This window comes from Chitinophaga sp. (genome assembly GCF_035538455.1).
Taxonomy (GTDB): domain Bacteria; phylum Bacteroidota; class Bacteroidia; order Chitinophagales; family Chitinophagaceae; genus Chitinophaga.
In genome coordinates, this window is sequence record NZ_DATLKJ010000037.1 from 92,753 (window position 1) to 108,053 (window position 15,301).

The window sequence follows — 15,301 nt, forward strand, 5'->3', positions numbered from 1 at the left end:
AAAAAAGTACCGTAATATGCGGTACTTTGAAAACATTCGCGGCCTCCTATCAACGTTTCTCTTTCAGTTTCTTCAATTCCTTTGCCTGTATAGCAACCAACTGTTGCTGCGCTTCCAGTTTTTTATTCAATTCTATTACATACAGTGTCAGTTCTTCTATCTTCTGCATCTGCAACTTCTGCATATCGCCAAGATCAAGACCATCACGACTGATCTCTGTTTGAGAAGGAATACCTGGCAGGTGTTTTTCTGTTTTCACATAAGCTTCCACTTCCTGTAAAGAAGGCAACTGGTAGGTATGATCGAAAACGTAATCCGCCCATGACTCCTGCGTCACTCTTACCCTGCGTGCACCGATAGCACCTTCAACAGCCAATTTGTAGCCGTTTGTCTTTTTAGTACCAATGCCCACATTGCCCCAGGGGTCAATACGCATCTGTTCAGTACCATTATTGGTGGAAAAGCTCATGAAGCCCCCCTGCTTAGCAAGACCACGGTGAAAGGTGATGGCGTTGTTCACCATTCCATAAAATCCATGCTCAATAGAAAAGGTACCAACATCCACCGGTTGTGTATTCAATGTACGAACACCCAGGTAGGTACCATCGCCATCGGCATCTCCTTCCGCAACTCTTCCCAGTATACTGGAAAGAACATTGGCGTTTGTAAATTTCATGTCCAGTTGTGCGCGGAGAACAGTAGTCCCGATGCCCATTTTTCCATCTGTTTCTAACAATATCCTCGACCATTTCTGCGCAGGATTATTCGCAATTTTCCTGAAATACAGATTCTGATCAAAAAAACTGCCAGCAAATTGCATACTGAAATTACTGGCCGCATTGCTATGGCGCACATCCAGCAGATGCCACCAGCCGTTAGCTCCCGGCGGATAATTCATAGGATTGAGCGTCTGAAAGAAGCCGGAAACAGCGCCGGCATTGCCTTGCAGACTGGCATCATCGCGGGTTTCCGTGCGGGAACTATCTATACCCCATTTCTGGGAAAATGAAGGCAGATAAGCTACAAGGATAAAGGAGATAAATAGTAATTTTTTCATGATGTTAATTTGAAAATAAAATATAATGTTGATAATCTATGGAGATGAGACAATCGGGTTGATGTTAAAACAATGGTCACACAATCTCAGGGGTAAAATTAACTTTCTTCTGTAAAAAATAAACAGGTTATTCATTAAGGTTACAAACAATAAGAACAACTTAATATCATAGTAATTGAGGTTCGATAGTATAAAGCATATCGATCCTCCATTTAAAACCAAAAGAAGCAGCAGATAAGACGTCAACGTAAATAAACTTAATCACTACGTATCATCTGTTATCCTTTGTAAATAGCCTGATTTGTTACTGGACAATTCCAGTATCCGCATACGCACCATACGTCTGTCTCCGCAGCGGAAACCAGCCACCTCATTACCACATCGCCATAAGGCAGGTAATGGCTTACAACGGGTAGTTGATTTACATACCTGTTTTACAGGTGTTACCGGCTGGCACATTTTCAACAGCTCTGCAATAATAACATCGTTGTGTATACCTTCCCGCAGCAGCTGAAAGGCTCTTCCGGTAAGTTGCCGGTATAAGGCATGTATCTTTTGTTGTTGAGGCAACTGCCGGTATACACCCGAAGCCATTTTCGACGCTACACCCAATAAACCGGCATTCTCCATTGTTTTGCGGAAAGCCGGGTCTTTCTTTACCCTTTTGCCGGTAAGAGCGCTTTTTACGCGCATATAATATCTCCCATGCATCTCGTAGATACAGAGAATGCCAACAGTCCCTATAAAGGGCGGTCTGACGTCTAAATCTATCTTTGCCATGGGATAAGGGTTTAAACAACAACGTCTTATACCAATTTACCAATATTACCTAAAGGCGCCAAGTTTTTAACAGGGTGCTTTCTCAGGCTTCTCCTTCGCTTGTCAGTCGATTCTCATAGGTATTAAAAGCGCACTTAAATGGTAACCAAAGCGTGGTCAAAGGCCAGTTATAAGCGTATGAGCAACCTTACAAGATAAGATTTCCTGTTTGTCGTATTGCCGGTATTATCAGGGCACATATTTCTTCAATATCACGCAGGCATTTACATCGCCAAACCCAAAGCTCGCCTTTGCGATGACATTCAGCGTTGTGTATCGCAGCTGCTGTGGTATCCGGGAGGAATCTATCACCTGCAATATCTCAGGGTGCAGGTCTTCACAGTTGATGTTGGGAAACAGGAAGTTTTCATGAAGCTGTAGTACTGCCGCCACCAGCTCTATACTGCCGGAGGCGCTTAAACAATGCCCTATCATACATTTCAGGGCATTCACATAAGGGAAGTTGATACCACTGCGCCCCAATGCTTCACTCCAGTTGATAATCTCAGTAGCATCTTTACCGGTGGCCGTAAGGTGGCCATTGATAGCGTCTACATCTTCCGGCGCAATGCCTGCCTCGCGGATAGCCTCGCGTATACAGCGCTGTACGGCAATGCTGTTGGGCGCCGTCATGCTGCCTTCATCGCGTTGCCCGCCGGAATTGATATGACCACCTGCAATCTCTGCATAGATAACCGCATTGCGCGACAAGGCGCTCTCCAGTGATTCCACCACCATAGCGCCGGCGCCGCTGCCTGGCACAAAGCCGCCCGCTGACGCGCTCATCGGACGGGAACCTGCCGCAGGATCATGATTACTTTTGTATGTACATACCTTCATAGCATCAAAGCCGCCCCAGATATACGGACCGCCATCCGTAGTGCTGCCAGCCAGTATACGCGTTGCCTTGCCTGCCTTTACGCGGTCGTATGCCATCAGCACACTTTCTGCACCGGTGGTACAGGCAGATGAATTGGTCGTCACCTGGTTACCCGCTCCCAGCCGGCCTCCCAGCCAGGCACTGATACCACTGGCCATCGTTTGGGCCACAACGGTACTACCTAAACGACGTATCTGTCCTTCATCTACCTTGTAAATAGCTTCTCTCAGTTTATCCACACCGGAAGAACCCGTGCCGAAGATAACACCGGTATCCCAGTCAGGAGTGGCCGATACCGGTAACCCCGCGTGAGTCCACGCTTCCATACCGGCGATAACACCGTACAGTATCGCCCCGCTGTTGAAGCCGCGCAGCTCCAACGCATCAAAGTATTGCTGCTGCAATGATTCAGGTACCTGTGGCTCTCCGGCTATCTGGCAGGCAAACTGCAATGCCTCCATCCGCGGGTCATGACGCACACCTGAAACGCCCTGTTGCAGGGCATCACGGAATGCTTCCAACCCCGTGCCGTTAGGCGCTACCACACCCAGTCCTGTTATAACTACCCTGCTATGCATCTTTTCTGTTTATGATCATACCGGCAATGATACCACTGCAAACTTCCTCTCCGGCTTCATTTTGCATCATCACCCTGCACTTCAGTTTACCAAAACGAAAATATATTTTCTCACCTGTTACGGTTACTTTCTCCCCCGGTAATACCGGAAGTAAAAATTCCACTTCAGTAGATGTCAGCGCAAAGGCATGATGCGGCATATCATCGCCCATCAGATAAATACCCAGGCATACCACACCTATCTGCGCCATCGTTTCTGTGAGCAATACGCCTGGTGTAACGGGATAATCCCTGAAGTGCCCATTGTATACTTCCATGTCTTTCCTGAAAGTGAAATGCCCCGTTACTTTATCTGCATCAACATGATCCAGCCCGTCCACAAACAGGAAAGGATGGCTGTAGGGCAGGCGCTCCAGTATGGCTGTTGCTGTCATCATTTAGCTGATATGTGTTCCGCCGTCTACGGGAATAACCGCGCCGTTCACCCATGCGGCTTCGTCTTTGCATAAAAGGTATACAATATCCGCCACATCTTCGGGTGTGGTGAGGCGCTGAAAAGGATTGCGCTGCTGCCCAAACTCCACCAGCTGCTCGCTGCCGGGTATCATACGCATGGAGCGCGTGTCTGTAATACCAGCCTGTATGCAGTTGGCACGTATGCCATGCGGAGCCAGCTCCAGTGCCATACTGCGGGTGATCGCTTCCAATGCAGCCTTGGCTGCCGATACAGCGGCATAGTGTTTCCATGCCCTGCTGCTGCCTTCACTGGTGAACGACAACACTCTTGCATCCATCGCAAACAACTGTGCCGCAAGCAATGCCTGTGTCCAGCTGTAAAGGCTTACTGCCATGTGCTCTATTGTGAGCATAATATCATCGGTCTGCAAAGCGTCATCGTCAGCACCCATCGTTTTCAGTGTGCCTTTCGCCACGCTGTGTAACAGACACCGCACCCTGCCCTGGCTACCCATGTGCTGCCGCAGCTCTTCCAATATCTCGTTCCGCTTTTCTTCATTGACAATGCTCGCATTGAAAGTAATTACCTGCACGCCTGTTATACGCAGGTCGTTAAAAGCAGCATTGATCTTTTCCATTTCCACACCGGCATCACGATGTACAATACAGAGATGCATGCCATGCCCCGCCAGCTTCTGTGCTGCCGCGAGCCCAAGGCCACTGCTGCCGCCCAGTATAACGGCCCAGTAATGATGTTGTGCAAATTCGCTTACCATTGCAACAATATTCTTTGTGCAGAAAATCCAGGACCAAAACTCAGCATCAGCCCTTTGTCCCCTTCCGGTATCTGCCGGTCCAGGAAACGTTCCAATACATATAACACCGTGGCGCTCGACATGTTGCCATATAAGCGTAATACTTCCTTGGTGTCCTCAATATTCTTCCCGAGATCATTGAACAACGCTTCCACCGTCTGAATGATCTTCTTTCCCCCGGGATGAAAGATGAGATGCTGAATATCTGCAATCTCTAGTCCATGCCGCGCCAGGAAGGGATGCACAATATCCGGGAAATGTTCAGCAATCCTATCCGGTACTTCTACATCCAGCACCATCTTCAGGCCGCTATTGGTAAGGTCAAAGCCCATCAGGTGGGTGGCGCCATAGAAATGATACATCTCTGCACCGGTAATGGCCGGCCCGCTATCGGTATCATGTGATGATAATATGGCGCAAGCAGCGCCATCGCCGAATATAGCAGCACTCACAATATTAGCCATCGAGTAATCATGTTGCTGGAAGGTAGCGGTGGGCGACTCTACCGCCACAACGGCGGCGCGTTTACCAGGATTGGCTTTCAGGAACTGCCATGCATAAATCATCCCCGAGATCCCTGCTGCGCAGCCCATCTCTGTAACCGGTAACCGCACAATATCCTGGCGCAGCTGCAACTCATTAATCAGGTAAGCATCCAGCGAAGGAATCATGATGCCGGTGCAACTCACCGTGATGATAAAATCAATATCGGCAGGTTGCAGATTCGCTTTCTTTAAAGCGTCTTCCAGGCAATATTTCCCCAGGACGGTCATTTCCCGTATGTAGAGATTATTCTTTTCTTCGAAGGAAGCGTTGTTGAAGATTTCTTCCGGTGACATGATGGAGTAACGCCTGTCTACCCCTGCATTTTCGAAGATCTTCTTCACTTTGCGCGCAAAACGCTCTTCCTGGCCATAAAGCCATAAATCAAGAAAGGGCATTACTTCATCAATATGCCTGGTATGGGCTGGCAGTGCTTTTGCGACCGACTGAACTTTAACACTCATAGATTCGATATTATCCATTGGTAACGGAATGCCCATTGCCAGCGAAGACTGTAATGTTGTATGTTGAGCTGTTGTGCCAACAGCAGTAATTCTTTTCTTTTGAATCCCCGGAGAATGGAGGCGAGGCCATCGGCCTTCGTCATCCTGTTGACCCTGAACAGGAAACATATCAGCTGAAAGAGCCGGTAAGCCAGCATGTTGCGCTGCAAATCATTCACCACAACGCCTATACGTACCAGCCGCTGCGTGCGTTGCATCAGGCGGATGATCATGTCGTCTGTGAAATGATGCAGCGTGAGCGTGAACAGCGCAATGTCTGTGTGCATATCATCAAACGCTTCACTGGTCACATCCATGCAATGATAACTGATCTCCGGATAACCGGCAGACAATGCCGTTGCCAACTGTACGGTGAAGCGGTTGGCATCTATACCAACCAGCCGCAGCTTCCATCCTTTCCGGCGGCCATAGTCAGCGAGTACCCGCAACATATCACCATTGCCGCAACCTATATCCGTGATCACTACTTCCCGGTCTGGCGCTTGCCGCATCAATGCAGATACACCGCGTATCGTAATGCGGTTGCCCCCCAGCAACCGGTTGATCCGGACAATCTTCCGCAGCGCATTCTCCAGCAAGCTTCCCTCCATCTCGAAGTCGTCCATGATCTCCGGTACAAGTATCCGCTCTTTTATATCCTGTCCCATAGCTTTTTTATACGTTTATTGGCTTACCATGTGTCTGCCTGATAATCATAGGCAATACGCCCGGCACAGCAGCCAGTCCCTGCACCAGCAAAGCCGACAACCGGTCTTTCAGGAACAAGCCTGCCAGCAGCCTGCCTGCCTGCATCCTCGTTCTGAACTGCCGGTTCCAGGCTTTAATATAATCATTTTCCAGCTGCGCCCTCGTATAGCCATCGGCGTTAAAGAAGCGTAGTACTCCTTCCGCAGCGATCTTACCACTATGAACAGCCATCGCCATTCCATTGCCGCAAAGCGGATGTATCAGTCCCGCGGCATCTCCCATCATCAGAATATGATCCGTCACTTTTGTTTTTTCTTCGAAAGACACCTGACTGATCGTGAGCGGCGCCTCGAACAACAGGCGGCTGTTCTCGAATATCCGCTTCAGGTGCACATTCTGGTACAGCACTTCCTCCTGATAGGTTTCAATGTTCTTATACCTGCGGAATGTTTCATAATTCACCAGGTAGCAGATATTGAGTTTATTGTCTTCTATCCGGGATACGCCACAATAGCCGCCATGAAAGTTGTGCAGTGCTACCAGGCCTTCCGGGAACGCACCTTCATAATGGCCTTTCACTGCCAACCAGGGAGACCTGTTCCGGGCAAACTCCCTTGCAAGCCGCTGGTCAAGCGCTGCACGCTTTCCATAAGCACCCAGTACAATACGCGAGGTAAGCACGCCGTGGTTGCCCGTATGTACGCTGAACTGTTCGTCTTCATAAAAAATATCCGTAACAGTATCTGTTAAGCAGGTCACGCCAGCAGTAGCTGCTTTCGTCATCAGGAAATAATCCAGCGTATACCGGCTCACCCCGAAACCACCCAGCGGCAGCGGTGATGACAGTACCTGTCCATTCACCGCGCTTACTTCCACACGGGTCAGCGCCGCCGGATGCAACACGGCAGGGTCTGCCCCCAACCACTGAAGATATGGCAGCACTTCATTGGAGATATATTCTCCGCAAACTTTATGCTTAGGAAACTGGTGCTTCTCGATGAGTGTAACGCGCAGGCCGGAACGGGAAAGGTGAATTGCACTCGTCAACCCCGCCAGTCCGCCTCCCACGATGACAATATCACTGGCAGACAACATAACCAGCAAGATACGTATTTCTCGCAAGGCAGCATAGAAGTCAGAACTATGATTTCCTTGATTTTTTTGATTATTCTGATGAGCGAAGAGCGGGGTGGATGAACTGTTTGAAGACTGATCCCGGCAACTATCCGTGTTATTCTTCGCTCATCAGAATAATCAAAAAAATCAAAGAAATCACAGTTGAATTTTTATCCGATATTTGTTAGTCGATTTCAAAACCGTATGAAAGTTTGCATTGCAGAAAAGCCAAGCGTGGCCAGGGATATAGCTGAAATAATCGGCGCTAAACAGCGCAGGGATGGCTATTATGAGGGCAATGGCTATCAGGTAACCTGGACTTTCGGACATTTCTGTACACTGAAAGAGCCACACGATTACTACGATCAATGGAAATACTGGCACCTGGAAGACCTGCCGATGATACCGCCCAGCTTTGGTATCAAGCTGATAGAAAACGATGGTGTAAAGAAACAGTTCCAGATAATTGAGCAACTCGTACAACAATGTGAAGAAGTGATCAACTGCGGGGACGCCGGCCAGGAAGGCGAACTGATACAACGCTGGGTACTGCTGAAAGCCAAATGTACAGTCCCTGTCAAACGGCTCTGGATCTCCTCACTAACGGAAGAGGCTATACGTAACGGATTTCAACAGCTGAAAGACAGCGAACAATATAATAACCTGTATGCCGCTGGCAGCGCCCGCGCCATTGGCGACTGGCTGCTGGGCATGAACGCTACGCGGCTGTTCACCAAGAAATTCGCGGTTGGGAAAACCGTGTTGTCCATCGGCAGAGTACAGACACCTACACTCGCCATGATTGTACAGCGGCAGAAAGAGATCAACGCATTTGTGTCAGAAGATTACTGGGAACTGAAGACCATTTACCGCGAAACGGAATTCACCGCCGCGATAGACCGTCTCGGCAGTGTGGACAAAGCACAAAAAGGACTGGCCTACCTGAAAGAACATCCCTTTGAAGTCACTTCCTTCGAAAAGAAAGACGGCAAAGAAGGTAATCCCCGCCTGTTCGACCTCACCGCCCTACAGGTGGATGCCAACAAAAAATACGGCTTCACTGCCGATGATACCCTGAAATATGTACAGAACCTCTACGAGAAAAAACTGGTCACCTACCCCCGCGTAGATACCACCTACCTCTCCGAAGATCTGCATCCGAAAATACCCGGCATCTTACAGGACATGGCCCCCTACAGCGCCCTCACAGCGCCGGTACTGGCCAAGCCCATTCCCAAACTCAAAACCGTCTTCGACGATAAAAAGGTAACGGATCACCATGCCATCATTCCTACCGGCGTACATCCCGGTGGTATCCCGCTCGAGGAGAAACGCATCTATGACCTGATAGCACGCCGCTTCATTGCTGCCTTCTACCCGGAGTGTAAGATCTCCAACACTACCGTACTGGGAAAGGTAGGGCAAGTGCCTTTCAAAGTAACAGGTAAGCAGATCATTGAACCAGGCTGGAAAGAAGTGTATGCTAACGATACCAGCATCAAGAAAGAGGGTGAAGAAGAAGAGAAATTTATTCCTGACTTCGTAGTCGGAGAAAGCGGTCCGCATACGCCCCGTATTCACCAGGGCAAAACCACTCCGCCCAAACCCTTTACAGAAGCCTCACTGCTGAGAGCCATGGAAACAGCCGGCAAACAGGTAGACGATGAAGCCATGCGCGAGCTGTTGAAAGACAATGGCATCGGCCGCCCTTCCACACGCGCCAACATCATCGAAACACTATTCCGCCGTAAATACATCGACAAGAAAAAAAAGAATATCTATGCCACTCAAACCGGCATGGACCTCATTGATACCATCCAGACCGAACTGCTTAAAAGCCCGGAACTCACCGGTCAGTGGGAACGCAAACTCCGCCTGATTGAAAAAGGCGAGTATGCTATGGACACCTTCAAGGACGAGTTAATACAAATGGTAGTAGATCTCACCAAAGAAGTGAAAACCGCCAGCTATAAAACCATTACCATTACCCCGGACACTCCTCCGGAAGAGGTCAAACCTAAAAAGGAGCCTAAGCCTAAAGCCGCGCCCGTAACAATTGAGGAACAGCAATGCCCGAAGTGTAAAGAGCATCAGCTGAAGAAAGGTAGTACCGCATATGGCTGCGCCAACTTCAAAGTATGTGGCTTCAAAGTTCCCTTCGAGATCATGGGGAAAAAACTCACCGACAAACAGATCGCTGATCTGCTTACCAAAGGCAAAACCGCCAGGATCAAAGGTTGGCGCATACCAGGGAGTGAAGAGGAAAAGAGCGGGAAACTGGTACTAACGAAAGAGTTCAATATAGAATTAGAATAGGTATTAGCCTTTAGGAAAATGCAGCGAAGATGAACTATTATCTTCGCTGCATTTTCCTAATGGCTAATACCTAAAACCTAATTAGCTGTTGAAATACTCACTTCCTTCCACGCTTCCAGGTCAGCAGTCACATCTTTCATTTTCTGGAAAGCAAAGTTAAAGGCATCTTCGCCCAGGAACAGGTGCAGTGGCGGATTTTCAGTTTCAGCTGTTTTAATCATGGCCAGCGCAGCTTTTACAGGGTCACCGGCCTGGTTGCCGCTGATCTCCAGCTGGTGTGCGCGTTGTACTTCACGTACTGATGCATACTCAGCAATCTCACTTGCAGGCGTAACAAGGGAATGAGACGTGAGGAAGTCTGTACGGAAGTATCCGGGTGACACGATGGTAACATGTACTCCGAATGGTTTTACTTCTGCATAGAGGGACTCAGAAAACCCGTGTACAGCGAATTTGGTGGCACAGTAAATACCGAATCCGGGGAAGTTACCAGTAAATCCGGCAATAGAGGCAATGTTGAAGATATGCCCGGAACCCTGTTTTCTCAGGTAAGGCATTGCTTTGCGGACAACGTTGAGTGTACCGAATACGTTCACATCGAAGTCGTCGCGGGACTCTTTATCACTGAGTTCTTCCAGCGCGCCAACAAGTCCGTAGCCTGCATTATTGACTACTACGTCTATTTGTCCGAAGTGTTTTACGGTATCGTCTATTGCTTTCGCAACGCTGGCTTCATTTTTAATGTCTACTGTCAGCGGTAGGAAATTATCGCCGGTGGCCACTTTGCGGAGATCTTCTATATTACGTGAAGTGGCGGCTACGCGGTATCCTGCTGATAATAACTGGTGTACAAGGTCACGGCCCAGGCCTCTGGAGGCGCCGGTTATAAACCATACTTTTTGGGTGCTCATAATCTGTTTGTTTTTGATGCAACAAAATTAGAGCAACCAGGCATATCCGTTATTACCCCATTCAAACCAATACTTGCAAAAATCAAACAACCCGGAAAGCGGAGGGTGTTTGATGCGTATGCTTCTTAAAGAAGTTATTAAAATGGGCAGGCTCCTCAAACCCAAGGCAGTAGCTAATCTCGGAGATATTCCAGTTGGTGTGCTTCAACAAGGCCCTGGCCTCTGTAGCCACACGTTCGGCAATGTGGGTGCTGGTGGTTTTACCGGTGGTTTCGCGGACGGCCCTGTTGAGGTGGTTCACGTGTACCGACAGGTTCGTGGCAAAGTCGCCGGCAGACTTTAATCCCAGCCGCTGTGACGGCGTTTCTATCGGGAACTGGCGTTCCAGCAGCTCTGAGAATACAGCAGTAAGGCGCGTATTCGCATTCGCATGCTGGTAAAGCGTTTCAGAGGGTTGCATTTTCAGGGCATAGTGTATTACTTCCATCGCGTAGTTGCGTAGCAAGTCATATTTATAGGCATAGTCCCCTTTTATTTCCAGGAGCATCTTCTCAAACAACTGACTTAATTCTTCTTTCTGCGTATCGTTCAGCACATAGAAAGGCTTGCCACCTGGCTGGAACATGGGCAGCTCTGTAAAATGATTCCGGCCTCCCTGTGTAAAAAAGGATTCACGGAAGATAAAAAAATAGCCGTTGATATCAGTGGAAAGCGGCTCCCAGGCATAAGGTACGAGCGGGCTGAAGAAGGTCAGCGTAGGGCCTGTTATTTCCACCGACTTGTCGGCATAGTGGTACAGGTTATGCCCTGTTACCAGGCCAACTTTATAGAAATCGCGGCGGCTGTAGCTCACTCTCATACTTCCGTCTGAGCTGATGCAGTCCCCTATCCGGAAGATATTGAAATGGCCTATCTCCTGCTGGAGATTATCGGGGAGCCAGTTCATTTTGTGCTGATAGAATTCCTGAAGTGTTTCTGTTTTTGGCATACAACGAAGTTACGAAATTCAAACTATTCGTGTTACGCCAACGAGGCAAACAACTGTGGCAGCTGTGCAGGCTCGTAGTCAGGACAAGCCCCTTCCTGTGTGGTTACAAATGCACTGAGACCTGTGGCGAAGTCCATGGCTGGTTCTGCCATATTACCATGCAGGTACCTGGACAAAAAGCCGGCAAGAAAAGCATCACCACTGCCAACGGTATCTTTTACCGTGACCTGGTAAGCAGGACGTTCACAGAAAGTGGTGCTATCAAGGAACATAGCACCCTGACTGCCTTTAGTAATAATCATACCGGAGAATTCATACTTTTCCAGGAGTTTCTGTGCCCCTTCGGTGATGCTCGCAGCCGAGATACCTTCTTCACACAACAACAGCTCCAGTTCAGACAGGTTCATCTTCACCAGGTCCGTTTCTGCGAGTAAAAGTTTTATTATATCGATGTTACTGTGGGGAGGACGGATGTTGATATCAAAGATTCTGAAAGACGAAATTTCCAGCAGTGACAACAACGTATGATACGACGTTTCATTCCGGGTAGCGAGACTGCCAAACACCAGCGCATCCGCATGTTTCAGCAACGGGTCCAGTTCATCCTTCCATTCAATATAATCCCAGGCTACCGGCTTAATAATATCGTAGCTCATTTCATGATCAGCGCCCTCTGTTGCCAGTACAGTGCCGGTAGGATACTGAATATCCTGCTGACACCATTGGGTAGAGATGTTCCAGTGCTGCAGCTGTTGCAATAGTTGTCTGCCAAGGTCATCATTACCGACCCTGCTGATCATATGACTTTGCAGCCCCAGCTTGTTCAGGTGATATGCCACATTCATAGGAGCGCCACCCGGCTTGGCCGAGCCGGGGAAAATATCCCACAGCACTTCCCCATAACATACAACAGATGCCTGTTTCATACGCGTCGTTTGATGGTTCGTATCTGTAAAATAAATTATTCCTGCCGATATTGCTCATCTACTTGTACAAAATACCTGATGAATCCGCTGCGGCAGGCTACACATTAAGCAGTAATTACCTCCACGCCTTTCTTTCCTGCAATGACAGCCGCATGTGCCATTTTGTAAAACAGCGATGTTTCCAGTACACCCGGAATACTCTTCAGCTGCGGGTTCACGCTCTCCAATGGCGGGAAAGTACTAAACCAGATATCGATCAGCAGGTTACCATTTTCAGTGATCACGGCGCCGTCTTTCTTGTTGCTCAGGCGGATCACAGGATTGGCAGCGGGGTACACACGCTTCACTTGCGCAAGTACAAAGGGCACAGCTTCCGGTATCACCTCTATCACCACCGGGAAGGTGGTATACAACTGTGGTACATATTTGGCGCCATCGCCGATAATAATAAACTTCGTCGCCATGGCCGCCAATAGCTTTTCGCGGGTATGGATACCACCGCCACTTTTAAGAGCATTCAGGGACGTATCAAACTGATCACAGCCGTCGAAGTAGAGATCGAGATGCACCACATCACCCGCCTCTTTCACGCGGAAACCATGCTCCAGCAACAGCTGGCGGGTACTGTAGGAAGATGTTACCGTAGTAATACTTTCTGCCAGCATCTGTTCTTCCTTAAGATAAGTGATGAGATAACCAATAGTACTGCCGGCGCCGAAGCCAATGGTGGCCCCCTGTGTAATATAGGCCAATACAGCCTTTGCAGCAGTTTGCTTTAAATCCTCCATGACTGTATATTTTTACTTTTATGATGATGAGCGCAATATAATTTACTTTACTTTTTTCTGTTGACGAACGAAGATAAATTGCATTTATGTTAATTATTTTGATTAATTTATAATTGAAGATTTCAACCTGAAATATCGCCATCACATATCAGACTCATCACACTAAGCATAGGGCCAATTGTAATACTGACCCATGTAAAATCATAGTTAACTAATTATTAATTCCACTAAACAAATCTTAAAAAGCTGATCTTGCGCCCAGGTCGGAAACAGTGAACAGACGCTAGTGAACAAGTATTAACGCGTGCAATACCTATTTAGTTTTTCATTACTCTCTTCATAAAACCCAACAAAATGAAAAAACACCTGAAGCAACTCTGCATTGCTGCAGCAGCCCTGACGATGGCTGCCAGCTGCTCGAAATCAGGCGAAGACCTGACCAAAAACCGCGCTGTACTTGCCGGCACGGCCCTTGCCGCGCCAACGCAAACCCTTACCCTGGACTGGGACAAAACCTATCAGCGTATTGAAGGATTTGGTACGTTCGGCGGCCGTATCACTCCGTTCTTTGAATCAGCCAACAGAGACACCATTATGGAGCGCCTCTTCGGTAACAGCGGTCTGCAGCTCAATATCATTCGCGGCAAAGTGCTGCACACCTATCCTTTTGATGCACAGACAGGCACTGTTACAATCAAGCCTGCAAACGTTGACATCACTGTAGATCCTGCCAGTGCCACTTACAAAGCACTCAACGATGATCAGAAAGAACAATTGGGCCAGCTGTGGATCCTGAAGAAGGTACAGGAAAGGTACAAAGTACCCATCACTATCGCCAGCTGCTGGACACCGCCCCTGTACATGAAGACCAGCCCCAGAGTTGACGCCAAATGGTTCAACGGTCTGAACTTCAACTGCTGCTCATCTAACTTTGCTAACTATCTTGCAGGCTTCGCAAAGGCGTACAAAGACCAGGGTGTGAATTTCTATGCCATCTCTCCTACCAACGAGCCAGAGAACATAATATCAGACTGGGATGCGTCCTACTGGGATTCCGGCCACCTTGGTGAGTTCATCAACAACAACCTGCGTCCTGCTTTGAATAGCAAAGGCCTCAACACCACCAAGATCATCGCCAGCGAAAACGCTGCATGGGGTACAGCCAACAGCTTCCTGTCCGGCATCAATTCCAGCAATACCGACATCTTCGCAGGCCACGGTTATCTGGAAATTGCAGACCGTATTGTTAGCGGTTCCAACCCAACCTATAACCAGCGCCCCGCCCCATGGAGCTTCAGCACCGCCGGTAAATCCGTATGGATGACCGAAATCTCCGACGACAATGGTGTGTACAACAACACCATGACAGAAGGAATCGCATTCGCTACCAGCATGCACAAGTTCATGGCTGAGTGCAATGTGAACGCTTTCATCTACTGGTTAGGTATGCTGGCAATCCGCAACAACGAAGCGCTGATCTGCACTGCCGCCGACGGTACGCTCGAGTATCCCAAAACATATGATGTAATGGGTCAGTACACGCGTTATGTACGTCCGGGTTATGTTCGTATAGACGTTGCCGGTAATAGCAGCAATGTAATGCTGTCCGCCTACAAAGATCCGCAGACCAGCAACTTCAGTATCGTTGCCACCAACACTACTGCTGATACTACTGTATGCCATCTGCAGCTTAAAGGCTTCAAAGCAGCTACGCTCAATTCTTATCTCACTGCAACAGGCGCTTCCCGCTGGCAGCAGGGTATTCCGCAATCTGCCAATGCCGATGGCTCTATTGATGTGAAAGTACCTCCGAAAAGCGTGATCACTTTCACCGGCACTAAACAGGCGCAATAAAAAACGCCAATAAAAAAGAGGCTAACTGGATAATTAGCCTCTGT

Annotated in this window: 14 protein-coding genes; 2 read left to right on the plus strand and 12 right to left on the minus strand. The window is 48.5% G+C overall.

Annotated features, from left to right (window positions below; all coding sequences use genetic code 11):
• Positions 1 to 49: 49 nt before the first annotated feature.
• The 8 genes from VM802_RS04070 to VM802_RS04105 form a co-directional block, all read right to left on the minus strand.
• Entirely contained in the window at positions 50 to 1,057 is a 1,008-nt protein-coding gene (locus VM802_RS04070; protein WP_325528246.1) for a hypothetical protein, read from the minus strand.
• Between the two features lie 264 nt (positions 1,058 to 1,321).
• Entirely contained in the window at positions 1,322 to 1,837 is a 516-nt protein-coding gene (locus VM802_RS04075) for a hypothetical protein (protein ID WP_325528248.1), read from the minus strand.
• Positions 1,838 to 2,065: 228 nt separating this feature from the next.
• Positions 2,066 to 3,334 (minus strand): beta-ketoacyl-[acyl-carrier-protein] synthase family protein, encoded by a 1,269-nt coding sequence (locus tag VM802_RS04080; protein WP_325528250.1) that lies wholly within the window; start codon positions 3,332 to 3,334, stop codon positions 2,066 to 2,068.
• A complete protein-coding gene (locus VM802_RS04085; RefSeq protein WP_325528252.1) occupies positions 3,327 to 3,770 on the minus strand; it encodes a 3-hydroxyacyl-ACP dehydratase FabZ family protein in 444 nt (147 codons plus the stop codon). Before VM802_RS04085 ends, VM802_RS04080 begins: the two co-directional genes overlap by 8 nt.
• A complete protein-coding gene (locus VM802_RS04090) occupies positions 3,771 to 4,565 on the minus strand; it encodes an SDR family oxidoreductase (protein WP_325528254.1) in 795 nt (264 codons plus the stop codon).
• Positions 4,559 to 5,611, minus strand: a complete 1,053-nt coding sequence (locus tag VM802_RS04095) for a type III polyketide synthase (RefSeq protein WP_325528256.1) — start codon at positions 5,609 to 5,611, stop codon at positions 4,559 to 4,561. The genes VM802_RS04090 and VM802_RS04095 overlap by 7 nt, the downstream gene beginning before the upstream one ends.
• Positions 5,608 to 6,318, minus strand: coding sequence for a methyltransferase domain-containing protein (locus tag VM802_RS04100; protein WP_325528258.1), 711 nt, complete (start codon positions 6,316 to 6,318; stop codon positions 5,608 to 5,610). The genes VM802_RS04095 and VM802_RS04100 overlap by 4 nt, the downstream gene beginning before the upstream one ends.
• A 7-nt stretch (positions 6,319 to 6,325) precedes the next feature.
• Positions 6,326 to 7,453 (minus strand): NAD(P)/FAD-dependent oxidoreductase, encoded by a 1,128-nt coding sequence (locus VM802_RS04105; RefSeq protein ID WP_325528260.1) that lies wholly within the window; start codon positions 7,451 to 7,453, stop codon positions 6,326 to 6,328.
• A gap of 225 nt (positions 7,454 to 7,678) precedes the next feature.
• On the opposite strand from VM802_RS04105, the gene VM802_RS04110 reads away from it, so the two are divergent.
• A complete protein-coding gene (locus tag VM802_RS04110; RefSeq protein WP_325528262.1) occupies positions 7,679 to 9,790 on the plus strand; it encodes a type IA DNA topoisomerase in 2,112 nt (703 codons plus the stop codon).
• 77 nt (positions 9,791 to 9,867) lie between these two features.
• On the opposite strand, the gene VM802_RS04115 is transcribed toward VM802_RS04110, so the two are convergent.
• The 4 genes from VM802_RS04115 to rpiA form a co-directional block, all read right to left on the minus strand.
• Positions 9,868 to 10,701: an oxidoreductase gene (locus VM802_RS04115; protein ID WP_325528264.1), complete on the minus strand. Its 834-nt coding sequence runs from the start codon at positions 10,699 to 10,701 to the stop codon at positions 9,868 to 9,870.
• Between the two features lie 82 nt (positions 10,702 to 10,783).
• The gene (locus VM802_RS04120) at positions 10,784 to 11,689 is read right to left on the minus strand and encodes a helix-turn-helix domain-containing protein (protein WP_325528266.1); all 906 of its coding nucleotides are present in this window, start codon (positions 11,687 to 11,689) and stop codon (positions 10,784 to 10,786) included.
• A 32-nt stretch (positions 11,690 to 11,721) separates the two neighbouring features.
• Complete coding sequence (locus tag VM802_RS04125; protein ID WP_325528268.1) at positions 11,722 to 12,615, minus strand: carbohydrate kinase family protein; 894 nt, start codon at positions 12,613 to 12,615, stop codon at positions 11,722 to 11,724.
• A 104-nt stretch (positions 12,616 to 12,719) separates the two neighbouring features.
• The gene (rpiA, locus tag VM802_RS04130) at positions 12,720 to 13,403 is read right to left on the minus strand and encodes a ribose 5-phosphate isomerase A (RefSeq protein ID WP_325528270.1); all 684 of its coding nucleotides are present in this window, start codon (positions 13,401 to 13,403) and stop codon (positions 12,720 to 12,722) included.
• A 354-nt stretch (positions 13,404 to 13,757) separates the two neighbouring features.
• Between rpiA and VM802_RS04135 the strand changes: the two genes are divergently transcribed.
• Positions 13,758 to 15,257: a glycoside hydrolase gene (locus VM802_RS04135; RefSeq protein WP_325528272.1), complete on the plus strand. Its 1,500-nt coding sequence runs from the start codon at positions 13,758 to 13,760 to the stop codon at positions 15,255 to 15,257.
• Positions 15,258 to 15,301 lie beyond the last annotated feature (44 nt).